Raw genomic sequence first — 25,217 nt, 5'->3', positions numbered from 1 at the left:
TGGAGGCGATCATGCGCGACCACCACGAGTTCTGGGACGCTCCCCCACCCCCGCCGCCCCCCTTCCCCCCGCCGGGACCGATGCCGGGACAGATGCCGGGGCCGGCGCCGATGCCCTTCCCGCCCGGCCCGCCGCCGCCCCACCACGTCGTCCACTGGGAGCAGGCCGCCCCGCGGATCCGGCGCGGCGACGTCAGGGCGGCCCTGCTGGCCCTCCTGCACGAGGGGCCGCAGAACGGCTACCAGATGATCCAGGACATCGAGGAGCGCAGCCGCGGCGTGTGGCGGCCCAGCCCGGGATCGGTCTACCCGGCGTTGCAGCAGCTCGAGGACGAGGGCCTGGTGTCCGGGGACGAATCAGGCGGGAGCCGTACGTACCGGCTGACCGAGCAGGGCCGCGCGCAGGCCGCCAGGCACGCGCAGGAGGCGCCCTGGGAAGAGGTGGCCCGCACGGTCCCCGACGACCACCACGAGCTGCGCCTGCTGTGGGCCCAGCTCAACGAGGCGTTCGGCCACCTGGTCCGCACGGGCGGCGAACGCCAGCTCGCCGAGGCCAAGAAGCTCATCAAGCAGACGCGCAGGTCCGTCTTCCAGATCCTCGCGGAGGACTAGATGGCCGCGCACGCGGCGGTGTCCGTACGCGGATTACAGAAGGCGTACGGGAAGATCGAGGCCGTCAAGGGCGTCGACTTCGAGGTGCGTCCCGGCGAGGTGTTCGGCTTCCTCGGCCCGAACGGCGCCGGCAAGACCACCACCATCAGCATGCTCTGCACCCTGGTCAACCCGACCGGCGGCAGCGCCACGGTCGCCGGGCACGACGTGGTCAGGGAGCGCGACAAGGTACGCAGGAACATCGGCCTGGTCTTCCAGGACCCCACCCTCGACGGTTACCTCAGCGCCGAGCAGAACCTGCGCTTCCACGCCGAGCTGTACGGCGTGCCGAAGAGCGTCGTGCACGACCGGATCCGCACGGTGATGGAGATGGTCGCGCTGTGGGACCGCAAGGACGCCAAGGTCATGACGTTCTCGGGCGGCATGAAGCGGCGGCTGGAGATCGCGCGCGGGCTGCTGCACTCGCCCCGCGTGCTGTTCCTGGACGAGCCCACCGTCGGCCTCGACCCGCAGACCCGCTCGGCCATCTGGGGATACATCAACCAGTTGCGGCTCATTGAGGACATCACCATCTTCATGACCACGCACTACATGGACGAGGCCGAGTACTGCGACCGGATCGCGATCATCGACCACGGCCGCGTCGTGGTCATCGACTCCCCCGAGGCGCTGAAGGCCGGCGTCGGCAAGGACCGCGTACAGATCCAGACCGCCGACGACCCCGCGGCGATCAAGGCGCTGCGGGAGCGGTTCGGGCTGGAGGCGGCCGTGCACGAGGGCGCGGTGACGTTCGCGGTGGCCTCCGGCGAGGAGTTCGTGCCGCGGCTGTTCGCCGAGCTCGGCATGCCGATCAGGTCGGTGAGCGTGTCGCGGCCGTCGCTGGACGACGTGTTCATGTCCTACACCGGCTCCACGATCCGCGACGCCGAGGCGGACGACGGCAACCTGGCGTGGATGAGAGCGATGGCGAGGCGATAGTCATGGCGACAGAGGCCATCGGCGTCCGGGTACCGGACCGCGGCGCCTGGCACGACCTCCGGGCCGTCAAGATCGTGCTGCACCGCGAGATGCTGCGCTTCGTCAACGACCGCACCCGCATGTTGTCGATGCTCATGCAGCCCGTGCTGTGGCTGTTCGTCATGGGGACGGGGCTGGGGTCGCTGGTGCAGGGCTCGATCCCCGGGGTCGACTACCGCACCTTCATGTACCCCGGCATGATCTCCATGACCGTGATCATGACCGCGATGTTCTCGGCCGGGTCCATCGTGTGGGACCGCGAGTTCGGCTTCCTGCGGGAGATGCTGGTCGCGCCCGTGTCGCGGGGGGCGATCGTGATCGGCAAGTGCCTGGGCGGGGCCGTCGTGGCCGTCGGGCAGGGCGTCGTCATCGTGGCGATGGCGGGACTGGTGGGGGTGCCGTACGAGCCGGGGCTGATCGTCACGCTGCTGCTGGAGATGTTCCTGGCGGCCTTCACCATCACGGCCTTCGGGGTGACGCTGGCCGCCCGCATGAAGAACATGCAGACCTTCTTCGGGCTGATGCAGATGGCGATCATGCCGATGATGTTCCTGTCGGGGGCCATGTTCCCGCTGGCCAACCTGCCGTCGTGGCTGCACGTGCTGACCATGGTGAATCCGATGACGTACGCGGTGGATCCGATGCGGCAGGCCGTGTTCGCGCACCTGGACGTGCCGGCGGCGGCCGAGGTGATGCTCAATCCCGGGGTGCGGTGGTTCGACTACCAGGTGCCCGTGGGGGTGGAGCTGGGGATCGTGGCGGGGCTGGGGGTGGTTTTGCTGGGGGTGGCGGTCCTGCAGTTCCGGAAGGCTGAGTAGATACGACTATTCCTTGTATCTCTCTGCGGTCGATCATGGACGGAGGGTAGCTTTCCTCAAGTGCCGCGCGGCGCCGACCTTTCCCTCCATGCGCAAGGAGCGCCTTCGATATGTTCGACCTCCGGAACACGTGTCGTGACCTGCAAGTCCGGGTCGCGAAGCTGGAGCAGGCTACTGTCAGTGGCATGCCCGACGCCAGCATCGCAGAACGCTTCGACGAGCTTCACCACCGAGTGGACACCGTCGGACAGAACATCCTCGACAGGATGGACAAGGGCTTCGCAAGGCTCGACAAGGAGCTCGGCGGGGTGAAGTCGGACCTCACCGACTTCAAGACGTCGGTGAACGGACGCTTCAGCGACGTCGAGCGCGAGATCAGCGACTTCAAGACATCGGTGGACGGACGCTTCAACGACGTCGAACGCGAGATCAGCGACTTCAAGACATCAGTGGACGGACGCTTCAACGACGTCGAACGCGAGATCGGCGACGTCAAGCTGACGATGAACGAGCGCTTCGGCGAGGTCGACGACCGGTTCACACAGGTCGACTCGCGACTCGGCCTGCTCCAGACAGAGGTCACCAAGGTGACACAGCTGACGCAGACGATTCACAACGACAACGGCCTGCGCGACCTGCGGATCGACCGAATGGAGAAGCGGCTCGACGGCCACGACGGGCGATTCGATCGCATCGACGCGCGGCTCGACGGTCACGACCAGCGCTTCGACCGCATCGACGCGCGGCTCGACGGTCACGACCAGCGCTTCGACAAGATCGAGGCTCTTCTCGTGCGAATCGACGCCAAGCTCCCCGACGACCAGCCCGTCTGAGCCCGCACGCGGAACGAGGCCCGGGGTAGGTGCCCCCCGGGCCTCGTTCCGGCGTTCAGGTGATCAGATCAGCGCTTCACGCGGACATAGTCCGTACGGCTGTGATCGCCGTAGGTGTCCCCGTCACCGCTGAACACGAACTTCCAGTGCCCCGACTTCCAGGCCCTGGCCTTCGTGTAGAGCCGCCCGCTGTCACCGGACGACGTCGTCTTCACGAACTGCCACTTCTTCGAGCCCAGCGGCTTGAAGAACAGCGCCACCTTGCCCGAGTAACCCTCCCACGAGCCTTCGTCGTCGACCTGCAGCAGCCCCCTGAACTTCAGGTACTTGCCGCGCTTGACCGGCTCCGGGTAGGCGTTGAACTTGATCAGCCGCGTGTCCGCCTTCTCCTCCTCCGGCGGCGGGGCGGGCTGGTTGACCTTCACCCAGTCGGCCCTGCTGACCGAGCCGTTGACGCCGCGGGTGCCGCGGTACTCGGCGCGCCACCAGCCGGAGGTGACGGCCTCGGCGGAGGCGCCGAAGCGGCCGTGGCGGCCGGTCACGTCGCTGGTGACGTACTCCCAGCGGCTGGAGCCGTCGGCCTTGAAGAAGATCGACACGCGCTGGCCGGCCAGGCCGCCGCGGTCCTCGACGCGCAGGGCGCCGGAGAGGGACAGCCTGTCGCCCTTGTCGACCGGCTCGGGTTCGGCGTCGAAGCCGGCGATGCGGCTGCCGAGGTTGGCGCGCCGGACGTCCACCCGGTCGGCGTCGCTGACGGAGGCCCTGGCGGTGCCGGTGGCCGCGAACTCGGCCCGCCACCAGCCGGTGGCGTTGGCCTGGACGCGGGCGCCGAACCAGCCGCCGCGGCCGGTCGTGACCTTGGCGACCTCGCGGTAGGTGTCCGAGCCGCGCTCCCGGAAGGTGACGGACACGCTCTGGCCGTCGTAGCCCCTGCCGTCGGCGAGCAGGCGGCCGGTGGCCCGGATGGTGTCGCCCTTGTCGACGAGGTCGGGGCTGGCGTCGAAGTCGCCGAACCTGGTGGTGAGCGCCCTGACGACGTCGAACGAGCCGGACTGGGTGACCGAGCCGCCGTCGCCGGTGGCGGTGGCGGCGTAGTTCCACTTGCCGACGGCGCCGGCGCCGAAGGACTTGGTGCCCGTCCACTTCAGCCCGCCCGTGACGGCCGCGGACGTGACGTTCACGGTGTCACCGTTGAGCTTGAGAGCGGCCGTGGTCGCGTTCGTCGTGGTGAAGGTGAACGTGACGCTGACATCGCTGTCGAAGACCACGACGGGCGCGGCCGGGCTGAGCTCGACCTTGGTGATGGTGGGGGTGGGAGCCGCCGACGCCGCGGGCGTGGCCAGGGCTGTCGTCCCTGAGACGCCCAGTACGAAGGCGAGGGCGGCGACACGGATGCGTTGTAACATGCGGGTTCCTTTCTGGAGACCCCAGTGGTTCAACGCGGCATTGAGGGTGCCACGTGTGCTCTACCAGTAGACGTGCAGGCCGCCGGTGAAGTTGTGATTTCTGACAAACAGTTATCGGCGGGGGTCAAAAGGACCGGTCCACAACATGTCGCCGGCGTCCGGCAGACGTCAGGGCCGATCAGGGACATAATCGATGCTGTGGCGCGCGACACAGTTGAGACTCACTTCACCGAGACGGTTTCGACGCTCGAGGCGGGCCCGGCCCGAGATCCGGGGCTGCCGGTCCGGGAGGGCACGTCCCTGACCGGGGAGCAGTGCGGGTCGCTGTTCAGGCGCCAGCTCGACAGCCGGCTGCTCGACATCGCGGCCCGCTGGCTGCGCGAGCGCGACGAGGGCCACTACACGATCGGCTCGGCCGGTCACGAGGGCAACGCGGCCGTCGCCGTCGCCCTGCGGCCCACCGACCCGGCGCTGCTGCACTACCGCTCCGGCGCCTTCTACCTGGCCAGGTCCGAGCAGGCCGGGCGGGTGCCCGAGCAGGGTATCCGCGACGTGCTGAAGGGCCTGACCGCCGCCGCGGACGAGCCCATCGCGGGCGGCCGGCACAAGGTGTTCGGCCATCCCGACCTGGCCGTCATCCCCCAGACCTCCACGATCGCCAGCCACCTGCCCAGGGCCGTCGGCGTGGCGTTCGCCATCGAGCGCGCCCGCGCGCTGGGCGTGCCGGGCGCGTGGCCCGAAGACGCGATCGCGGTGTGCAGCTTCGGCGACGCCTCCGTCAACCACGCCAGCGCCCTGTCCGGCTTCAACACCGCCGCCTACGCCACCTTCCAGGGGCAGGCGCTGCCGGTGCTGTTCGTGTGCGAGGACAACGGCATCGGCATCAGCGTGCGCACCCCCAAGGGCTGGGTGGAGGCGGCCGCCCGGCGGCCCGGCATCGAGTACATCGCCGCCGACGGCTGCGACCTGCCCGCCGCGTACGACGCCGCGGTCGAGGCCGTCCGGCACGTGCGCGAGCGGCGTTCGCCGGTCTTCCTGCACCTGTCGACGGTGCGGCTCATGGGGCACGCCGGGTCCGACGTCGAGTCGGCGTACCGCACTCAGCGGGAGATCAGGGCCGACCTGGAGCGCGATCCGCTGGTGCGCACCGCCGCCCTGATGGTCGAGGCGGGGCTGATCACACCGGAGGAGCTGCTCACGACGTACGAGATGGCGCGCGAGCACGTCCTGAAGATCGCTGAGGAGACGGCGCGCAGCCCGCGGCTGAGCTCCGCCAAGGAGGTCATGGAGCCGATCGCGCCGCGCAGGCCGGACCTGATCGCCAAGATCAGCCCGATGGCGGCCGCGCCGGCGGACAGGGAGAAGGCGTTCGCCGGGTCGTTGCCGGAGAACGACAAGCCGATGACGCTCTCCCAGGCCGTCAACCGCACGCTCGCCGACGCGCTGGCCGTCTATCCGGAGATGACGGTGTTCGGCGAGGACGTCGCCAAGAAGGGCGGCGTGTACGGCGTGACGCGCGGGCTGCAGAAGCGGTTCGGGGCGGGGCGGGTGTTCGACACGCTGCTCGACGAGCAGGCCATCCTGGGGCTCGCGCTCGGGTCGGGGGTGTCGAAGCTGCTGCCGGTGCCCGAGATCCAGTACCTCGCCTACCTGCACAACGCGCTCGACCAGATCCGCGGGGAGGCGGCCACGCTGTCGTTCTTCTCGCGCGGCGCCTACACCAACCCGATGGTGGTGCGGGTGGCCTCGTACGCCTACCAGAAGGGATTCGGCGGGCACTTCCACAACGACAACGCGGTGGCCGCGCTGCGTGACATCCCCGGCCTGGTCATCGCCTCGCCCGCCCGGCCCGACGACGCCTCGGCCATGCTGCGCACGTGCCTGGCGGCGGCGCGTACCGCGGGGTCCGTCTGCGTGTTCCTGGAGCCGATCGCGCTCTACCACACGCGTGACCTGTTCGACGAGGGCGACGGGGGGTGGCTGGCGCCGTACGCGCCGCCCGCGCGCTGGGCGGAGACGCACGTGCCGATCGGGCGGGCGCGCTCCTACGGCGACGGGCGCGACCTGACGATCGTGACGTTCGGCAACGGGGTGCGGATGAGCCTGCGGGCGGCGGTGCGGCTGACCCAGGAGGGGTACGGGTGCCGCGTGCTCGACCTGCGCTGGCTGGCGCCGCTGCCGATCGACGACCTGCTGCGGGCGGCCGAGCTGACCGGCAACGTGCTGATCGCCGACGAGACCCGGCACAGCGGCGGCGTCTCGGAAGGGATCGTGGCCGAGCTGCTCGACGCCGGGTTCACCGGGGCGATCGGACGGGTGACCTCCTCCGACAGCTTCATCCCGCTGGGCAGGGCAGCCGATCACGTGCTGCTGTCGGAGGAGGAGATCGAGCAGGCGGCGCGCAAGCTACTGGGTTGAGCGCGCCACTGCGCCCCTGATGCAGGCCGGTTTCGACCAGGCGACCGTGGTGGTCTCCGAGATGCGCAGCGGCACGCCCACCAGGAAGCAGTAGCCGCTGTCCGGGTCGAGGCCGGCGACGCGGGCCGAGGTGGTGCCCTGCGACAGCGGGGTGATGGCCTGCTCGCCCTGCTCGACCGGGGAACGCTGGACGACGACCGGGTACTCGCGGGCGCCCGCGGGCAGCGACCAGCGCAGCTCCACCAGCGCGCCCTGGTCGGCGGTCACCTTGACCTGGCGGGGGGCCAGGGCGGCCACCTGCTCCTTGCCGATGGGCTCCTGCTGTCCGGCGGTGGGGGTCGTGGCCGGCGTGGTGGTGGTCGTGGTGGACGGCCGCATCGAGAGGTGGACCGCCAGGGCGGTGCCGGCGACGACCACGGCCGCGACCGCGCCGCCGATCAGGATCATCCTGCCCGTGCGGGAGGCGCTCCCGGCCGGGGGCATCGTGGGGGCGGGCGGGACGAGCCCGCCGGTCGGCTGGTGGCCCGGGGCCGGTGTGGGCGGCAAGTGGTGGCCGGTGCTCGGGAAGCCGGTGCTCGCGGACTGAGGCAGCGGAACGCCTAGGTCCGGGCGAGGGGCCGGTGCGGGGTCCTGGCCGACCAGGTCGGTGACCGGGAGGCCGAGCCGTGCCTGCAGCGCCTGGAGGTGCCGGGCGAGCTCGCGCGCGGACCCGTACCGCGACTCAGGCTGCTTGGACATCGCCCGCACGATCGTCTCGAACACCGGCGCCGGCACGTCCGGCCGGTTGATCGGCGGCGGGTCGAGGCTGAGCACCCGGTACATCAGCGGCGCGATCGACGGGTCGGCCGGGTTGTGGAAGGCGGGCCGGCCGGCCAGCAGGTGGTAGAGGGTCGAGCCGAGCGAGTAGATGTCGGTGGAGGCGGAGTGGGGCCGGCCGGTGAGCACCTCGGGGGCGGCGTGCAGCGGGGTGAACGCCTGCGAGGTGACCGAGATCTCCGAGGAGTCCACGACCCTGGCCACGCCGAAGTCGGCGATCGCGAGCTCGCCGTACCGGGAGATGAGGATGTTCTGCGGTTTGATGTCGCCGTGCAGGACCCCGGCCTCGTGGACGGCCGCCAGCGCGCCGGCCAGCTTGACGCCCGCCCGCAGCAGTTCGGGCAGCGGAAGCGGCCCGTCCTTGCGGATCTTGTCGCGCAGGCAGCCGTTCTCGAAGAAGTCCATCGCGATGTACGGCTTGCCGGAGCGCGTCACGCCGGTGTCGAAGACGGTCACGACGTTCGGATGGCCGGTGAGGCGGCCGGTGAGCTGCAGCTCGCGCTGGAACCTGCGCATCGTGCGCTGGTCCACCCGGTCCACGGACAGCACCTTCAGCGCCACGACCCGATCGAGGCGTTCCTGGTAGGCGCGGTACACGACGGCGAACCCGCCCTGGCCCGCCTGATCGAGCACCCGGTAGCCGGGCGCGTCCTCGGCTGGCAGCACTCCACTCTCCCCCTGTTGCTGAGGAGTTTAGTGCGAAATTTCGGGACTAGAGGGGGTTCATGAGGTACGCGCCGAACAGCACGGACGCCAGCGACACGAGCAGGAAGAAGAACACGTAGAACCCGCCGGGCAGGAACGTCAGCCGCGCGAGCTGGTCGGCGTCGGAGTCTCGCGCCTGCCGTCGGCGCCGCTTGTGCTGCAGCTCGATGATCGGCCTGATCCCGCCGAAGAGCAGGAACCACACCGAGACCAGGGCCACGACCTGCTGGATGTCAGCCGGGGCGTACATGATCAGGGCGAACACCGCGCCGCCCGTCACCAGGAGGATCAGCGCCCCGTACAGGTTGCGGATCAGCAGCAGCATGCAGACCAGGAGCAGCAGCACGCCCCAGACCAGCAGCGTGATGCGGCCCTGCTCGGTCAGCCAGGCGGCGCCCAGCCCGAGCAGCGGCGGCGCCAGGTAGCCGGCGAGCGCGGTCAGCACCATGCCGGGCCCGGTGGGCCTGCCCCTGGTCAGCGTCACGCCGGAGGTGTCGGAGTGCAGGCGGATGCCTTCGAGCTTGCGCCGCGTGAGCAGCGCCATGAGCGCGTGACCGCCTTCGTGGGCGATCGTGATCAGCCCCCTGGACACCTGCCAGGGCATGCGGAAACCGACGATCACCAGCGCGACGAGAGCCGAGACCACCACGACCCAGGGGTCGGGGTCAGGCTGAACCTTGATCAGGTGGGCCCAGAACTTGTCCATCGAGAAGAACCCTAGCCGGTCAACTTCCGGTCCGGCGCCGGTAAAGGGCGTCCTCGTGGAACCCGGACCCCACGTCCGCGCCCAGCGGGGCCGCCACGTGCGGGAGCAGCGGGGCGGCCGTGGTCTGATAGAGGGGTGAACGATCGGCACGTGGCGCTCATCAGCGCCTTCTACGACGCTCTGGGCCGGGCGGACTTCGCGGCCATGGAGCGCTGTTACCACCCTGAGGTCAGTTTCGGCGACCCCATCTTCCAGGAGGTCGAGGGGCGTGACCAGGTGATGCGGATGTGGCGGCTCCAGCTCGGCGTGCGTGACGGGTTGAGGTCGGAGTACCGCGGCGTGACGGCCGACGACTTCACCGCGACCGCGCACTGGACCTCCCGCTACACCTTCCACCGGACGGGCCGCGAGGTGGTCAACGAGATCGACTCGTTCTTCAGGTTCGAGGACGACCTGATTGTTCGCCACCACGACGACTTCGATTTCCGCCGATGGTCGAAGATGGCACTCGGAAGGCCACATGGGGCTTTTGTTCGGATGGACACCGATGTGGCGGAAAACCATCAGGGACCGCGCGGCTCAGCAGCTTGCCGAGCTGCGTCCGTCGTAGTCGTTCTCGGGAGGAGCGATGGCCAGGGTGAAGGGGTTCAGGCGCAGCGGGGACTCCCGCGAGGAGGCTCCCGAGCACTCGATGGACCCGCGCGCCGCCGAGGAGCGCCCCTACCGCCCCACGGTCATCGACAACGCGATCTACCGCAACGGCGAGCGGGTCGACAACCCCGGCTCGCTCGCCGACGCCTTCGAGCGGCTCAAGCAGATGCCGGACGCCATGGCCTGGATCGGGCTGTACCGCCCGAAGGAGTGGGAGCTGGTCAAGCTCGGCGAGGAGTTCGAGCTGCACGAGCTGGCGCTGGAGGACGCCATCGTCGGCTCCCAGCGCCCCAAGGCCGACCGCTACGGCGACACCTTGTTCGTGGTGCTGCGCGCCGCGCGTTACCTGGACGAGGTGGAGGAGGTGGCGTTCGGCGAGGTGCACGTCTTCGTCGGCCCCAACTTCGTGATCACCGTGCGCCACGCCGAGGCCCCCGACCTGCAGGCCGTCCGCAAGCGCATGGAGTCCGACCCCGAGCTGCTGCGGCAGGGCCCGCAGGCCGTCCTGTACGCCATCCTCGACGCCGTGGTCGACGGGTACGCGCCGGTGGTGGCCGGGCTGCAGAAGGACATCGAGGAGATCGAGGTCCAGGTCTTCGGCGGCGACCCGTCGGTGTCGCGACGCGTGTACGAGCTGTCGGGCGAGGTCATCGAGTTCCAGCGGGCCACCGCGCCGCTGGTCGGGATGATCCACGGGTTCATCGCGGGCGCGCGCAAGTACGGGGTGACCGACGAGCTGCAGAGCTACCTGCGCGACGTGGCCGACCACGCGATCACCGTGACCGAGCGCATCTCCTCCTTCCGCCAGATGCTGCAGAACATCCTGGTCGTCAACTCCACCCTGGTCACGCAGGCCCAGAACGCGGAGATGGCGCGGATGACCGAGGCCAGCATCCAGCAGGGCGAGGAGGTCAAGAAGATCTCCGCCTGGGCGGCCATCCTCTTCGCCCCCACCCTGGTCGGCACCGTGTACGGGATGAACTTCGACTTCATGCCGGAGACGCACTGGGCGTTCGGCTACCCGTTCGCCATCGTGCTCATGGCCGCCGTCTGCGTGGCGCTCTACACGGTCTTCAAGCGCCGCGACTGGCTCTGATCACGGGGTGAGACCGGCCAGGAGCAGCCAGAGCATGGCAGCCTGGATCAGGCCCACCACGTCGATGGCCAGGAACCAGGCGAGGCCGTTCAGCGTCGTCCGCGAGACGACGTAGCTCAGGGGAAGGGTGAGCGCGGCCTGGATCATCGTGTAGCGGTCCGGCACGCCGCGCTGAGAAGTGAACCCGGCCACCATCCCGAGGACGATCACCACCGCCGCGTAACTGCCTGCCACCCACGTCGCCACTGCCCTTCTCCTCACGGTCCGTTTCCCGATGGGAGACGCTTCCCGCCGAGTCCCCGGCGATGCGCGCCTCTTTCAAGACCCTACGTTGACGCGGTGGATCAGTCAGGGAAGCCGGTCAGCGACTGCTCGGCCTCCGCGACGGCGCGGCGGAGCTCCTCCGCGTACGACGCGACCTGGTCAGGGCCGAACCTGGCCGAGGGGATCGAGATCGAGAAGGCGCCCACCGCGGTGCCGCGGCCGTTGTGCAGAGCGGCGCCGACGGCGGAGACGCCCTGCTCGGTGCCCTCGATGTTGAGCGCGTACCCGCGGGAGCGGACCTCGGCCAGCTCGTGGGTCAGGATCATGCGGTCCCTGGCCGGGAGGTCCGCGTAGAGGTCCCGTACGTGGTCGGGAGGCAGCGCCGCGAGCAGGGCCCGGCCGCCGGAGGCGAGGTGGGCGGGCAGGATGGTGCCGCGCCGGTCGCCCACGTGCAGGATCTGCTGGGACTCCACGCTGTCCAGGAAGCGGACCTCCGTGCCCACCCTGACCACGAGGTTCACCGTTTCCAGGACGCGGGCGCAGAGTGCCTCCATCGCGGGCCTGGTGCGGGCGCGCAGCTCGCGCAGGGCGGAGCCGCCCGGGGCGGCGGGGGTGGCGGCGAGGAACGGCCCGGGCAGGTACGTGTGCTGCTCGTCCTGCACGGCGAAGTCGCGGTAGACCAGCATCGCCAGCAGCCGGTGCGCGGTCGAGCGGGCGATGCCCAGCTCGCCGGCCACGTCGGTGACCGTGAGCCGGCCCCGGTCGCGCAGCATGTGCAGGACGAGCAGCGCGTTGTCCACCGAGCCCAGCGCGTACAGGGGCTTGTTCTTCACAGCGGAATGCTAGTCCCCCATAGAAGAATTCACCGTGATCACGGTCAGCACGCCGGGCGCTTCGGGGGACACGACGGTGACACCCTCGGCGGTCCGCAGGTAGCCGGTCGACAGCAGCGACGGCCGCACCGCCTGGCCCTCTCCCGGGAGGTGGCGCAGCGAGACCGTGAAGCCGTCGCCGTCCCCCAGCACCACCGTCCCGCCGCGCCACGACAGCACCTTCAGCGCCGGGTCGAAGTGCCACAGGCTGCGCAGCGCGCCCGTGGGGACGCTGTCGTGCACGGTCAGCAGGTCCGGGGCGTGGCCGACCAGCACGCGCCGCGTCCGCCTCACCCCGTAGGCCTCGTCGGCCAGCTCGTACGACTGGCTCGACGGCCCGATGGAGGCATGCAGCAGGCGGGCGGTGGTGCCGGGGCGGAACGTCCCGGAGGTGGGGACGGGCACGTTGTGGGCCTCGGGGGAGCGCGTCCAGTCGACGTAGCCGGTCCGTTCGTAGGAGTGGAAGCCGGCCTCCACGAGGATGCGGCGGCCCTGGGCGGAGTAGGTCACGCCCAGGTGGTCCTCGTGGCCGTGCAGCCGCCTGCCCGGGCCGAACCTGATGGAGTAGTACGCGGCCGCGGGGTCGTCCCAGGCGCTCCTGCCGAACACGTATCCCCCGTCGAAGACCCGCACCGGCGGCCCCTCCTGCGGGAACCCGTCGGCGCGGGCGTCGGCCGGGCTGTCGCCGATGGGGACGAGGTGGCCGTCCGGCTGGGTGGCGTGGGCCACGTACGACTCCAGCGCCCGTCGCCTGGCCAGCAGCCGCTCGGGCACCTCGGCGCCGCTCTCGCGGATCGCGCGCAGGGCGACCCCGAGGCGGCGGTGCACGTACAGGCCGTAGCGCGGCGCCTGCTCGTGCAGGACGCCCTGGGCGTCGATCGCCAGCTCGGCCGAGGCCGTCATCCTGCGCACGGCCAGGTCCCGCCAGCGTGCCCGGCCCAGGCGGCAGCCGACGACGAGCAGCGCGATGTCCTGGTCGAGGCCGTGGTTGTGGCCCTCGCGGTAGAGGGAGGGGTCGGCCAGGACCTCGCCGTGATCGGCCAGGCTGTCCCACAGGCGCTCGGTCCTGACGTGCTCGCTCAGGCACACCAGCGCCGGGGCGCGCAGCGCGACCGCGTGCTCGGCCCACGCCCAGGGGCTGGTGCCGGCGCCGCCCCTGGGGTTCGCGCCGATCCAGTCGTTGGTGATGGCGCGGGCGCGGTCGAGGCACGCCGCCTCGCCCGACCGTTCGTAGGCGGCCACGAGGCGGCCCATCCAGCGCAGCGTGTGCAGGTGCAGCGCCCAGGAGCGGTTGCCGTGCGGGTTGGCGGTCCAGTCGATCGGCGTGCCGAGCCGCACGGGCGGCAGCTTCACGAACGTCACCAGGCCGTCCATCACCTCCTCCACCTTGATCCCTGGGAACTGGTCGCTCAGGCAGATGGCCCTGCCTGAGGTCGTTCGGGCACGCCGGAACACGTCATGACTCCTGTTTCAGGGCGCGCGGGACCCACGCGCGGCGCCGTCGAAGCTAGGGGCGGCGGGGGCCCTCGTCGGTCCAGCCGGCGACGAGGACGAGCTCGGAGCGCGTGCCGTCCTCGCTGGACAGCACCTGCGAGGTGCCCGGGTCGATGATCAGCGTCCGGCGGACGCCGGAGGGCAGGCCGAACGAGAACGCCTCACCCGCGCGCCCCCGGTCGTCCGTGGCGGTGCCCAGGTAGCGGACCTCGGGCAGGTCGGCGAGCGCGCGGTAGGCAGCGGCGCGCACGCCGGGCGGGGACGGCTTGGTCCACAGCAGGCCGCAGAGCGCGTCGGCGAGCAGGGACTCAGAGCCGGGCGGGAGCATCGCGGCCACCCGCTCGCGCAGCTCGGCGGCGTCGGCGGGCAGGGCCTGGATCTCCTCGAAGGTCAGGTCGCGCCCGGCCATGCTGAACGGCGAGCGGCCGGTGACGCGGGTGACGCGGCCCTGCTCGGCGGTCCACGCCCGGCCCTGCCTGGTGACCCAGAGCTCGCTCTCCCTGGCGCCGTCGTGCAGCTTCCTGACGTGCCAGTAGGTGCCCTGCGAGGTGGAGGACGCGGCGGAGGTGGCGGCCGTCAGGAGGATCTGCCTGCCTGTCTCCACCGGCTGGTCACGGGGGACCAGGAGGAACAGGGCGAGAGCCGCGGCGGCGGCGGAGATCGCCGCAGTCCAGGACAGGCGGCGACGCCGGCGGCGGGCCGTGATCCGCCGCCACACCCTGGTCTGGGCGTGCGGGCCCGGCTGCGGCCTGCCGTACAGCTCGCGGATCAGCTCATCCATCGCCGCGCACCTCCCCCAGGCGGCCGCGCAGCTTCTTCCTGGCGCGGCTCAGGCGGGAGCCGACCGTGCCGTACGGGATGCCGAGCGCGGTGGCGATCTCGTCGTGGCCGAGCCCGGCCAGCGCGACCAGCAGCAGCACGTCGCGGTCGCGCCGGTCCAGCTCGGCCAGGGCGGCGGCCAGTTCGGGGCGCAGGCTCTGGGCGCTGACCCGCACGGCCACGGACTCCTCGTGGCCGGGCGCGTCGGTCTCCGGGCCGCAGCGGCCGAGCGCGCGCAGCGTGCGGGCCTCCAGGCGGCGGTGCTTGCCGATGAGGTTCGTGGCGATGCCGTACAGCCAGGCCCGCACCCCCGCGCGGGACGGGTCGTAACGGTCGCGCTTGCGGAACGCGGTGAGGAACGTCTCGGCCACGATGTCCTCGGCGTGGTCGGGGCCGAGGCGCTGGGCGACGTAGGCGTGGATCTCGCCGAAGTAGGCGTCGAACACGGCGCTGAACGCGTCGGCGTCGTCCAGCGTGTGGCGCGGCGTGTCCTGCGCGGCCCCGGGCGCGCGGGCCGTCCAGGGCACCGTGGCCGCGATGGTCTCCCCCGTCATGAACAACCTTCCGATGTATCAGCTCTCGTCTGTTATCACCCGATACACCGGATCGCTTTCACGGCCGTCCGGGATCGCCTCCACGACCGTCCGGGATCGCTTTCACGACCGTCCGAGGAAACGGCGGACGTCGGCGAGCTCGTCGTCCAGGGCGGGCAACTCGCCGAACGCCTGCACGCCCACCTCGGCGCCCTTGCGCCCCCACACTCCCCTGATCACGCCGTCCACCAGCACGACCGGGCGCAGGACGCCGCCGCCGGGGAACACCTTCCTGGCGTGCTCGGGGGCCAGGATGGGGTCCCTGTCGCGCCAGCCCATCAGGTACTCGTCGAAGGCGGGCGCGAGGCGGACCAGCGGGGCGTCCTCCGGCGGAGGCGGGGGCGCCGGGCTCAGGCCCCAGGCGGTGCGGGCCTCGCCTAGGGGCAGGCCCGACCAGGCGGCCAGATCCTCGGGGGTGGCGGGGTGGTGGGCGCGGCGGTAGCGGGTGGCCAGCTCCTTCAGCGCGCGCTCGCGGTCGGGCTCGGGGACGACGGGGGCGCCGAGCCAGTCGGCGGCGTGCACGTACGTGGGCTTCCCCGCGCGCTGCGGGCCCAGGACGGCCAGGCCGTGGTGGGCGGCCAGCGCCACCAGGTGCACGACGCCCTGGCCGCGGGCCCGGCCCTTGAGGCGTTCCTCCAGGCCGGCCTTCGTGAGGGGGCCCTGGCCTTCGAGGGCGCCGGTGATGAGCGCCAGGAGGTCGTCGCCGGTGACGCCCTCCTCGGCCAGGCGGCGCAGGGTGCCGGTGGCGCGGCCGGTCAGGGCGTGGATCCAGGGCAGGTCGTCGGCGTGCACGAAGTGCAGGGTGCCGCGCGGGCCCCACGTCCTGACGAGCTCGCGGGACTGCCAGGCCGCCTCGACGTCGGCCGGGGTGAGGGTGGCGGAGCGGGCGCGGAAGGCCAGCAGGGCCGAGGGCACGTCCTGGGCCTGCATGGCCGCCAGGCGCCTGACGATCTCGCCTGCCGCCAGGCCGGGCGGGCGGTGCAGGAGCTGGGCCTCGACGCTTCTCATGGGCCGATCATCGCAGGAGGAGGCGGTCGCGCAGGCGGGTGCGGAAGGGCTTGCGGGCGCGTGCGGCTCTGCGGACGGCGTCGCTGCGCTGCCAGGCCTCGGTGGCGTGGGCCTCGGTGACGCCTTCTGGCGCGTACCGCACGAGATTGGAAATTTCAGCCAACGGATGGAGATGTGCTGAAATTTCGCCCGACTGGCGGGACACCACGTCGCCCGCCGTGAGCGCGTGCTCCCTGCCGAGCCCCACGTCGTCGCACGCCTGCCGCCACGCCCCCAGCACCCGCTGGGCGGGCTCCGGCGCGCGGCGGCGGCCGTGCCTGCGCCGCCACGGCACGGCGACCGCCACGCCCGCGTACACCGCCAGCAGCCCGCCCGCAGCCACCGCCGCGACCAGCCACGGGTCAGGGCCGCCGGCCACCTGCTCGTCCCGGCCCGCCTCCTGCGGCTGGGACGTCTTCGGCCGGTCGCTGCCGCCCTCGGCGAACTCGCCCTCCAGCTTCTCGCTCTCCTCGATCGCCGAGGAGGCCACCTCGTGGTCGTCCTTGGCCCCGCTGCGACCCGGCGTCGGATAGAACGGCCGCCACCCCAGCCCCTCGAACTTGATCTCCGCCCACGCCATGACATGCCCCGACTTGACGTGATACACGCCGCCGGACTGCTCGCCCGGCCTGAACCCCACGACCACCCGCGACGGCAGCCCGAGCGTCCTGGCCATGAGCGCGAACGTGGCCGCGAACTGCTCCGACGTCCCCCTGTGCGTGGTCTGCAGAAAGAACTCCAGACCCTTGAGCGAGTGACCGGGGGGCGCCGTGACGTCGTAGGCGGCGCTCGTGCGCAGGTAGCTCTGGAGCCGGTACGCCTGCTTGATCGGCTCGCCGGCGCCCTTGACCGCCTGCTGGGCGAGCCTGCGGAAGAGCCGTTCCTGGGGCCCGTCGGGGAAGGCGGTCAGGCTCGCGTCACGGACGGGGACGGCGGCCAGCAGGTCCTCCTTGGCGGGCCGGGGCACGCGCGAGGTCACCTCGTAGCTGAAGCCCTTGGCCGGCTTGGCGCCGGCCAGCAGCGACCCGCTGGCGGGGTCCACGGCCAGGTCGCGCACGCCGGTGACCTCCTCGGGCCGTTCGGCGGCGGGCAGCCAGGTGCCGGGCAGGCCGCCGAACGTGACGCGCTGACGCACCACGTCCGCGTCGCCGGTCCACTCGCCCGCGGGGACGCGGCCGCCGGTGGGCTGGAAGCGGGCGCCGGAGGTCCAGCGCACGCCGTCGTACCGGTCGAGCACGGCCAGGCGCCAGTTCTGCGGCTCGCCGGCCTCGACGGTGAACAGCTCGCGGTCGGGGATCTGCAACCACGCCGAGACCCGGTCGAGCGGGCTGACGCTGTCCACGCGGGCGGGAGGGGGCAGGTCGGCGTCCTGCCGGGGGTTGTACGGCTCGGCGGCGATGGGCAGCAGCGGCCCCGCCACCAGCGCGATCCCGGCCAGCGCGGCGGCGGCCGGGATCCCGGCGAGCAGCCAGGCCGGGGAGCGGCCGTCGCGGACCAGGGCCAGCGCCGCGATCAGCACGAACAGGGCCGCCGCCACCGGCAGGTTCGAGCCCTCGCCGTCCACGCCCAGCAGCAGCGCCACGCCGTGGACGGCCAGGGCGGGGAGCGCGGCGGCGATCCGCGTGCCGGTGCGGGTCAGGGTCTCCGCGCCGATGGTCGCCGCCGCCCAGACCAGCGTGTGCACGAGGACCAGCAGCTCCGGCTCCGGCTGGGCGGGCAGGAGCGTGGTGAGCAGGGCGTGCCAGGCGTTGGCGACGTCGGCGGGGACGGCCGGGGACAACGTTCCGTACAGGGGGACGGTGCCGGCCAGCCAGAGGACGACGTCCAGGGCCAGGGCCAGCCAGAGGGGCCGGGCCCGGGTCAGGGCCGCGACCGCCGCGGGCGCGACGGCGGCCGGGACGACGGCCAGGAGCAGCTCGCCGCCCGGGAACACCCGGTGGAAGCCCCAGCCCGCCACGGCGGCCAGCGCCGCGACGATCGCCAGCCCGGCCGCCCAGCGCCACCACGGCCCGCCCGAAGCGGTACCGCGCCGCCTGTTCTGGCTCATCGGGTGCCCCATGCCGCCGGCAGCTCGTCCAGGCTCGCGATCCGCACGACCGTCACCCCGGGCGGGCCGGCCGGGACCGGGCCGGGGCCCACGTACACGCAGATGACGCGGTCGAAGCGGCGCCGCGCACCCGCGACCCGCCCCGCCTCCGACGGATCCCCCGTCACCAGCACCAGCGACCCTCCGCCCCTGGCCGCCCGCAGCGCCTCCGTGACGCCGGCCGTGCCGGGGCGGACCAGCGCGAGCCGGTCCAGCACGGCCTCGGGGTCCGGCTTCGTGCCGGGCATCGGCCCGTCACCGGTCAGGACGCGAACCGGGAACCCGGCCCTGGCGGCGGCGACGGCGGCCGAGGCGGCGGCGTCCACGGCCGGCTCCGTCAGGCCCCGCGTGTCGAGCAGGACGGTCGTGGTGGGCAGGCCGGCGTCGATGAACTGGCGGACCATCAGGGTGCCCGTGCGGGCGCTGGAGCGCCAGTGCACGTGGCGCAGGTCGTCGCCCAGGACGTACTCGCGCAGGGTGTGGAAGGTGACCGTGCCCGCGGGCGCGTTGTCGCTGGCCGGGCCCTCGAGGTGGTGTGCCCTGCCGGACGGCGGGACGGGCAGGGCGACCGTGCGGGGGCGCACCAGGAGGGTGACGGGACCGCCGTACTCGCGCAGGCGGCGCGTCAGCCCGAACGGGTCGGCGCGCACGAGCACGAGCGGCCCCACCGGGATCTCCCCCCGCGTGTCCGTCGGCAGCGGGTACGACACCGTCCGCACCGCCCCCTTGGGCAGCCTCGGCAGGTCGACCGTGTGCTCCGACGAGCCGATGCGGTCCTGGGCGCGCAGGCCGGACAGGCCGCGGCGGCCGAGGTTGGTCACGCTGAGGACGGCCACGGCGGCGTCGCCGCGCGGCACCTTGAGCGGGGTGACCTCCCTGCGCACCTCCAGCCTCGGCTTCGGAGCGGTCCACGCCAGGGCCGCGGCCAGCGCGAGCAGCGCGCCCGTGGCCAGCACCACGGGCTCCGGGTAGCCGAGCGCGAACCCGGCGGCGTACAGCGCCACGGACCCGGCCAGCGTGCCCCGGCCCAGCGGCGTCAGGACCGCGGCGAGTCCGGTACGCGGGGGCCGCGCGGCGGTGGGCCCGGGCGGCGGCGGGGGCTGCACCTACGCCGCCTGCGGCACCGGCATCCCGGCGAGGATCTCGCCGAGCGCGGCGGCCTCGGTGACCTCGCGCAGCTCGGCCTCCGGCGTGAGGATCAGGCGGTGCGCCAGCACCGGCACGGCCAGCGCCTTCACGTCCTCGGGCACCACGTAGTGCCGACCGGCCGCGGCGGCCTTGACGCGGGCGGCGCGCAGCAGCGCGAGGCTCCCCCGGGGGCTGGCGCCGAGCCGCAGGTGCGGGCTCGTGCGGGTGGCGCCGCACAGCGCCACGATGTAGTCGTAGACCGGGTCGGCCACGTGGATGCGCGAGGCGAAGTCGATCATGCCGGCCACGTCGGAGGACCTGGCCACCACCGGCAGCCGCTCGACCTGCGGCCCCGTCGGCATGCCCTTGAGCACCTCGACCTCCGACGCGTGGTCCGGGTACCCGACGGAGATCTTCATCAGGAACCGGTCGAGCTGCGCCTCGGGCAGCGGGTACGTGCCGTCCATGTCCACCGGGTTCTGCGTGGCCACGACGAGGAACGGCCGGGGCACCGGATGCGGCTCGGCGTCCACCGTGACCCGGCGCTCCTCCATCACCTCCAGCAGCGCCGCCTGCGTCTTCGGGGAGGCGCGGTTGATCTCGTCGGCCAGCACGATGTTGGCGAAGACCGGCCCCTGGTGGAACTCGAACCTCTGGTGCGCCTGGTTGAAGATCGACACGCCGGTGATGTCGCTGGGCAGCAGGTCGGGCGTGAACTGGATGCGCCGCCACTCGGCGTCCACGCTGGCGGCCAGGGAGCGCGCGAGCGTGGTCTTGCCGGTGCCCGGGACGTCCTCGACGAGCAGGTGCCCCTCGGCGAACAGGCAGATCAGGGCCAGCTCGATGGCCTCGTGCTTGCCGCGGATGATGCGCTCGATGTTGGCGGCCAGGAGCTGGAAGCGCTGCGCGAACTGGCCGGCGAGCTGCTGCTGCGGTTGCTGGTGCTGCTCGTACGCCGGCGGCGGCTGCTGGAACTGGTCCTGGTAGTTGTACTGGGTCAACTGAGTCCCCTTCTCAGTCGGTGCACTCGAAGAGCGGCCCCTCAGGGAAACCGCCGTCCGGAGTCGCCACCAGGGTGTCGTTCAGGTAGCCGTTGCCGTACTGGCTCTCGATCCGGTTCCACACGTCGCTGGTCCTGCCGGTCGAGGAGTCGGTGTACGAGGCGCCCTTGACCTGGCAGATCACGGTCAGGGTGATGTACTGGCCCTTCGGGATCGTGCCGGCGGCCGTGCCGCCGGTCGACGGGCCGGGGCGGATCAGGGTGTTGGTGTCGTCGTTGCTGGCGTTCTTGTACTGCTGGCGCGGGTAGGCCAGGTCCACCTCGGCCGTGGCCACGTCGGGGCTCTCCCCTGCGGCGTTCCTGGCCTTGAGCTTGAAGGTGTGCTTCTGGTTGTTCGCCAGCCCGGTCGCGGTGAACGACGTGCCCTTGATGCCGCTGCCGGTGGCGGCGCCGGTCAGCTCGTACGTGGTGGCGTCGTCGGCGCCCTCGGGGACGGTCCAGGTCAGCTCGGCGCCCCGGTTCTTCGCCTTGGCCGCGAAGGCGGTGGGCGAGCCGGGCGCCACGCACGGCCGCACCCCGGCGCTGGGCTCGGACTCGACCTCGCCGCCCGGCCAGTGGGCGACCACGGTGAAGGTGTACTCGTTCGCGCAGTCGCCGCCCGTGAACTCGAACTGGAACGGCCCGTCCGCGTCCACCGACTGCGGTGTGGACCTGCCGCCGCCGGAGGTTCTCAGCGTGTACCGCTCGACCTCGCCGCCGGTGGACGCGCTGAAGGTGACCGTCACCTTGCCGGGGCCCGACCTGGCGGTCACGGCGCCGGGCGCGGAGGGCGCGCTCGCCGACGGCGTCGCGCTGGGGCTCCTGCTGGGGGTCTCCCGCGTGCGGGTGGAGGTGGGGCCGGGCCGGTCGGTGGTCCTGACCGGGTCCGGGTCGGGCTGCTGCTCGGGCTCCTGCTCGGGCGGGGAGTCGGGGCGGGTGGGCTCGGTGCTCGGCGTCGGCCTGGGCTTGGGGGTGCTGGACGGCCCCGGCACGTCGGAGTCGCCCTTGTCGACGTCGTGCTTGCGGCCCTCGGGGTCGATGACGACGGCCTTGTCGCCGTTCTCGTCGTTGGCCCAGAGCAGGCCGTCCTTGACGAACACGTCCACCGGGCCCGGCTCCTGCGCCACCTGGAGCGTGGTCGGGCGGCCGCCCGCCGCGCTGTCCCAGACGATCAGCGCGCCGCTGCCCTGGTCCGGCACGTACACCTTGCTGCCGAGCACCTGCGGCACCCCCAGGCCGGCCGGGTCGCGGGTGGCGAGCTTGGTGCTGAGCACGGAGTTGGAGCCCGTGTCGATCACGACGAGCAGCCCCGAGCCGCCGGGCGCCAGGATCGGCACCAGCGCCCCCTCGGTGGCGGCGGGGGTGAGCGCGCCGCCCCTGGCGGCCTGGGCCACCCCCTTGGGCAGGGTGATCTCGCCGACGCCGCCGTCGGAGCCGATGATCGTGGCGGTGGCGGCCCTGGTGTTGACCACGACGGGCAGGCCGCCGGCGATGGTGACCGACAGCTCCTCGCCGGGCTCGCCCACCTTGATCGGGCTCGCCGCGGTGCCGTTCGAGACCGGGACGACCTGGCCCCGCGCCGTCACGGGCACCCACAGGCGGCCCCCGCCGTCGACGCGGGCCGCGCCCAGCGGGCCCGGCAGGGTCAGCGCGGCGCCGACGGTGCCCAGCGTGACGGGGTCGATCTGCTGGACCTTGCCCGCGGCCGGGTCCACGGCGTACGCGGTGCTCCCCGACATGGCGAGCTGCGTCCCGGCGGCGCCGAGGTCGCGGGTCTCGGTGACGGTGAGCTGGCTGGGCTCGACGCGGCTGACGTACCCGGTGCGGTCGTCCACGAGCAGGACGTTGCCGCCGTCCTGGACGACGCGGAGCCGGCGGCCCGCCTTGTCGTCGAGGTAGCCGTCCACCTCGCCGGACAGGCCGTTGACGTGCACGATCCTGCCGCGCGCCGCGGTCCACAACCACGCGCCGACGTCGGCCAGCTTGGGGTTGGCGCTGGAGACGCCCACGCCGAACCACGCCGCCGCGGCGACCAGGATCACGGCCGCCGCTCCGGCGATCACCGCCGTGGCGCGATCGCCGCGAAGCACCCCCACCTTGCGCCCCCACCCCGGTTTGTACGACTAGGGAGCGTTTCGCCCCGGAATAACGGGGATCACCCTAGCGCTCGGACGTCTCTCCCGGGTATGTACTGGCTGGTAGCCATGGGAGCGCCGGTGCGCGAGTGCCAAGAGTGTCGGTGTGAAGCCGTACCTTAGAGCCCGTGTCCGAACAGCCCCTGACCCTCGACTCCGTCCTCACCGACGAGGCGGTCCTGTCGACCTACCGCCGCATGTTCGCCGCGCTGGCCCGCGACAGCGGGGCGGTGGTCGACGATCCGGCCCTGGTCGACATCGCCGAGACGCTGTTCGCGGCGTTCGCGGAGGCGGGCGAGGAGTGGCTGACGCACGAGCAGATGCGCTTCGCCTGCCGCGCCTACCCCACCGACCAGTTCGACAACCGGCTGCGCGTGCTCAGGGGGCTCGGCGCCATCCGCGAAATCTTCCCCAAGCCCAACCAGCTCCGCTACCGCGCCTCCTTCACCAGCGTGGTGGGGCTGATGTTCATCAGGCGGATGATGGACGACGGCGGCCAGTCCGAGATGCACCGGCTGCTGGCGCTCGAAGACCTCAATGTCGCCGACCCGCGCACCACGATGGAGGAGGCCAGGCAGAGCGCGCTCAACCTGGCGCGGGCGTTCCGGCTGTGGGCGCTGGAGCTGATCACGCTCACCACCGGCACCATCGAGGAGCTGCGCGAGCAGGCGCCCAAGCTGTGGGGCACCGAGGAGATCGCGCGGCGGGCGCAGGGCCTGCACGGCACGATCCTGACCCGCTGGCCGGAGCTCGACCGGGTCTGCACCGACCTGCGCGCCGCCATCTACGCCTACAGCGACGCCTCGCGCCGCGCGGCGGGCCGCCTGGCCGACTCGGCGGGCACGACGCGCAACCTGACGCTGCTGCCGACCGAGACGTGGCGCACGTTCGCGCAGACGGCGTCGAGAGAGCGGCTGGCGGCCGTGCTCGACGGGTTCCTCTTCGACGCGCCCGCGCCCTGGCACGATCCCGCCGCCATCGCTCGGGCGGTCGACGAGGCGCCGCGGCCGGTCCCCGCCCAGCCCACTCCCCCGCGCTCCACGCTGCCCGACCCCGGGCCCGAGTCCTCGCTCGACACCTCGCCCGGCGCCGCGCTCGAACGGCTCGCCCAGATGGCCGAGTCGTTGCTGGGAGAGGCCTCACGGGTGGCGCTGTCCGACGTGCTGGGCTCCTCCGACTGGGTCGCCGCCCGGCGCGTGCTGGCCGACCTGACCACCGTGGACCTGCGGCCCGAGCTGCCCTACCGGCTCACCTGGTCCGACGGGCTCACCGTCGATCCCGATCGCGAGCCCGCCTGGCTCTCCCACGGTTACCTGGAGCGCGTCTGATGGATCAGCGACAAGCGGCCGTCTCCCATGCGCTGGTGCGGGCCCACGGGCCGGCCCGGCTGGGCGCCGGGGTGCTCGCCGCCCCCGGCATGATCCGGCTGACCAGGCCCGACTCCACCGGCGACGCCCTGCCCGTGTGGCCCGACGGGGTGACGCCGTCGCTGCTGGACGAGCACCAGGTGGCGCCCGTGCCCGTGGAGCGGTCCGGCGAGACGCGGCGGGTGCTGGCCGCGGTGCTCAAGTGCTGCTGGACCGATCTGTCCGTGGATCCGTGGCCGGGCGATCCCGCGCCGGTGGAGCTGGTGCTCGACACCTACCGGGAGCTGATCGGGCGCACCGACGACCTGATGCGCAACTGGGCGCGGGGCGCCCTGCGGCGGCTGCACGACTCGGCCTGGGTCGTGATGGACGACGGGGTGGTGCTGCTCGGGCCGAGGTGCGCGCTGTGGCCGGTGGAGGCGCACGCGCAGCTCCAGGAACTGGTGCGGCGGCTGCCCGAGCCCGAGCGGCCCGAGCTGACCGTGGTGGGCGACGCCGACATCGTCGCCGCCGCGCGGGGTGAGGTCGCCGCGCGGGCTGAGGCCGTCACGGCCGCGGAGGCCGTCGCCGGGGCTGAGGCCGCTGCAGGGGCTGAGGCCGTCATGTCCGCGGACGTCGTCGCGGGGGCCGGGCGGGTGGAAGGCGGGGTGGCCGAGTTCGACGACCTGCTGGGCGGCTACGACGAGCGGCGGCGGGCCGAGCTGGTGGCGGCGTTCATGGTGGTCGAGCACGCCGCCGAGCCGGTGCAGGAGGTGCGCTTCGCCGCCCTGCGCGACCCGGCGCTGCGCCACACGCTGGGCGAGATGCTGGCCAGGCGCGGCCGTACGCTCATCCAGCACCGCGACCGCTGGATCTCCGGCTACGACGACGGCGCGGCCGCCGCCATCGGCGCCCTCGGTGTCGCCGGCACGCCCGAGACGGCGCACGGGCCGCTCGGAGTGAGCGAGCGGGCGGTGCTGACGCTCGTGCTGGTGCACTCCGTGGCCATCCCGCGAGCCGAGGGGCTGCTGCCGGAGGACTCGTGGTCGTCGCCGCACCCGACGCCGGTCGAGGAACTGCGCCGCCACACCCAGCTCCCGATCGGCGAGCTGGAGTCGGCGCTGCGGACGTTGCGGCACGCGGGGCTGCTCGGCCAGGTGAAGGCGGGCGAGGAGGCGGGCGGTTACGTGCCGGGGCCGCAGTTCCACCGGCTCACCGCGGCGGCGCGGCGGCGGTTGCAGGAGGAGCTGATCCTGGCGGCCGGGCCGAACACCCCGCTCGCGACGGCCGTGCTGGCGCGTAGATCCGCCAGGTAAG

21 protein-coding genes and 1 pseudogene are annotated in these 25,217 nt (G+C 72.5%); 9 read left to right on the top strand and 13 right to left on the bottom strand.

Going from position 1 to position 25,217, the window contains the following annotated elements:
- Positions 1–11: 11 nt before the first annotated feature.
- From HD597_RS07625 to HD597_RS07610, 4 genes are all read left to right on the top strand, one after another.
- Complete coding sequence (locus tag HD597_RS07625; RefSeq protein ID WP_253741029.1) at positions 12–611, top strand: PadR family transcriptional regulator; 600 nt, start codon at positions 12–14, stop codon at positions 609–611.
- On the top strand, positions 612–1,589 hold the full coding sequence (locus HD597_RS07620) for an ATP-binding cassette domain-containing protein (RefSeq protein WP_253741028.1): 978 nt from the start codon (positions 612–614) through the stop codon (positions 1,587–1,589). It begins immediately after the preceding gene.
- A 2-nt stretch (positions 1,590–1,591) separates the two neighbouring features.
- Positions 1,592–2,446: an ABC transporter permease gene (locus HD597_RS07615; protein WP_253741027.1), complete on the top strand. Its 855-nt coding sequence runs from the start codon at positions 1,592–1,594 to the stop codon at positions 2,444–2,446.
- A 110-nt stretch (positions 2,447–2,556) separates the two neighbouring features.
- The gene (locus HD597_RS07610; RefSeq protein WP_253741026.1) at positions 2,557–3,279 is read left to right on the top strand and encodes a hypothetical protein; all 723 of its coding nucleotides are present in this window, start codon (positions 2,557–2,559) and stop codon (positions 3,277–3,279) included.
- Between the two features lie 68 nt (positions 3,280–3,347).
- Here the strand turns inward: HD597_RS07610 and HD597_RS07605 are convergent, their stop codons facing one another.
- Positions 3,348–4,685 (bottom strand): hypothetical protein, encoded by a 1,338-nt coding sequence (locus HD597_RS07605; protein ID WP_253741025.1) that lies wholly within the window; start codon positions 4,683–4,685, stop codon positions 3,348–3,350.
- Between the two features lie 198 nt (positions 4,686–4,883).
- On the opposite strand from HD597_RS07605, the gene HD597_RS07600 reads away from it, so the two are divergent.
- On the top strand, positions 4,884–7,103 hold the full coding sequence (locus tag HD597_RS07600) for a dehydrogenase E1 component subunit alpha/beta (RefSeq protein WP_253741024.1): 2,220 nt from the start codon (positions 4,884–4,886) through the stop codon (positions 7,101–7,103).
- On the opposite strand, the gene HD597_RS07595 is transcribed toward HD597_RS07600, so the two are convergent.
- Positions 7,092–8,585 (bottom strand): serine/threonine-protein kinase, encoded by a 1,494-nt coding sequence (locus HD597_RS07595; RefSeq protein WP_253741023.1) that lies wholly within the window; start codon positions 8,583–8,585, stop codon positions 7,092–7,094. The two genes, HD597_RS07600 and HD597_RS07595, sit on opposite strands and share 12 nt — an antisense overlap.
- Before the next feature lie 46 nt (positions 8,586–8,631).
- Positions 8,632–9,330, bottom strand: coding sequence for a M50 family metallopeptidase (locus HD597_RS07590; protein WP_253741022.1), 699 nt, complete (start codon positions 9,328–9,330; stop codon positions 8,632–8,634).
- 204 nt (positions 9,331–9,534) lie between these two features.
- Between HD597_RS07590 and HD597_RS07585 the strand changes: the two are divergent.
- Both HD597_RS07585 and corA read left to right on the top strand, forming a co-directional pair.
- Positions 9,535–9,738: pseudogene (locus HD597_RS07585) on the top strand (nuclear transport factor 2 family protein); the annotation flags it as partial.
- 220 nt (positions 9,739–9,958) lie between these two features.
- Positions 9,959–11,077 (top strand): magnesium/cobalt transporter CorA, encoded by a 1,119-nt coding sequence (gene corA, locus HD597_RS07580; protein WP_253741021.1) that lies wholly within the window; start codon positions 9,959–9,961, stop codon positions 11,075–11,077.
- Here corA and HD597_RS07575 read toward each other — a convergent pair whose 3' ends face one another.
- The 10 genes from HD597_RS07575 to HD597_RS07530 all read right to left on the bottom strand — a co-directional run bounded on the left by HD597_RS07575 (position 11,078) and on the right by HD597_RS07530 (position 22,509).
- Positions 11,078–11,338: an SCO4225 family membrane protein gene (locus HD597_RS07575; RefSeq protein ID WP_443689983.1), complete on the bottom strand. Its 261-nt coding sequence runs from the start codon at positions 11,336–11,338 to the stop codon at positions 11,078–11,080.
- Between the two features lie 83 nt (positions 11,339–11,421).
- Positions 11,422–12,174: an IclR family transcriptional regulator gene (locus HD597_RS07570; RefSeq protein ID WP_253741019.1), complete on the bottom strand. Its 753-nt coding sequence runs from the start codon at positions 12,172–12,174 to the stop codon at positions 11,422–11,424.
- Between the two features lie 9 nt (positions 12,175–12,183).
- Complete coding sequence (locus tag HD597_RS07565; RefSeq protein WP_253741018.1) at positions 12,184–13,668, bottom strand: heparinase II/III domain-containing protein; 1,485 nt, start codon at positions 13,666–13,668, stop codon at positions 12,184–12,186.
- Positions 13,669–13,720: 52 nt separating this feature from the next.
- A complete protein-coding gene (locus HD597_RS07560) occupies positions 13,721–14,488 on the bottom strand; it encodes a hypothetical protein (RefSeq protein ID WP_253741017.1) in 768 nt (255 codons plus the stop codon).
- Entirely contained in the window at positions 14,481–15,080 is a 600-nt protein-coding gene (locus tag HD597_RS07555) for an RNA polymerase sigma factor (protein ID WP_253741016.1), read from the bottom strand. The genes HD597_RS07560 and HD597_RS07555 overlap by 8 nt, the downstream gene beginning before the upstream one ends.
- Before the next feature lie 102 nt (positions 15,081–15,182).
- The gene (locus HD597_RS07550) at positions 15,183–16,127 is read right to left on the bottom strand and encodes a winged helix DNA-binding domain-containing protein (protein WP_253741015.1); all 945 of its coding nucleotides are present in this window, start codon (positions 16,125–16,127) and stop codon (positions 15,183–15,185) included.
- A 7-nt stretch (positions 16,128–16,134) separates the two neighbouring features.
- A complete protein-coding gene (locus HD597_RS07545) occupies positions 16,135–18,213 on the bottom strand; it encodes a transglutaminase TgpA family protein (protein WP_253741014.1) in 2,079 nt (692 codons plus the stop codon).
- A complete protein-coding gene (locus tag HD597_RS65735) occupies positions 18,210–19,358 on the bottom strand; it encodes a DUF58 domain-containing protein (protein ID WP_253741013.1) in 1,149 nt (382 codons plus the stop codon). Before HD597_RS65735 ends, HD597_RS07545 begins: the two co-directional genes overlap by 4 nt.
- A complete protein-coding gene (locus HD597_RS07535; protein WP_253741012.1) occupies positions 19,359–20,381 on the bottom strand; it encodes an AAA family ATPase in 1,023 nt (340 codons plus the stop codon).
- A 13-nt stretch (positions 20,382–20,394) separates the two neighbouring features.
- On the bottom strand, positions 20,395–22,509 hold the full coding sequence (locus HD597_RS07530) for a hypothetical protein (RefSeq protein ID WP_253741011.1): 2,115 nt from the start codon (positions 22,507–22,509) through the stop codon (positions 20,395–20,397).
- A gap of 173 nt (positions 22,510–22,682) precedes the next feature.
- Between HD597_RS07530 and HD597_RS07525 the strand changes: the two genes are divergently transcribed.
- Both HD597_RS07525 and HD597_RS07520 read left to right on the top strand, forming a co-directional pair.
- Positions 22,683–23,882: a hypothetical protein gene (locus HD597_RS07525; protein ID WP_253741010.1), complete on the top strand. Its 1,200-nt coding sequence runs from the start codon at positions 22,683–22,685 to the stop codon at positions 23,880–23,882.
- Entirely contained in the window at positions 23,882–25,216 is a 1,335-nt protein-coding gene (locus tag HD597_RS07520) for a hypothetical protein (protein ID WP_253741009.1), read from the top strand. The genes HD597_RS07525 and HD597_RS07520 overlap by 1 nt, the downstream gene beginning before the upstream one ends.
- Position 25,217: the final 1 nt, after the last annotated feature.

Origin of the sequence: Nonomuraea thailandensis (assembly GCF_024172165.1) — a bacterium.
Classification (GTDB): domain Bacteria; phylum Actinomycetota; class Actinomycetes; order Streptosporangiales; family Streptosporangiaceae; genus Nonomuraea; species Nonomuraea thailandensis.
This window is presented reverse-complemented; position numbering and strand designations above follow the sequence as displayed.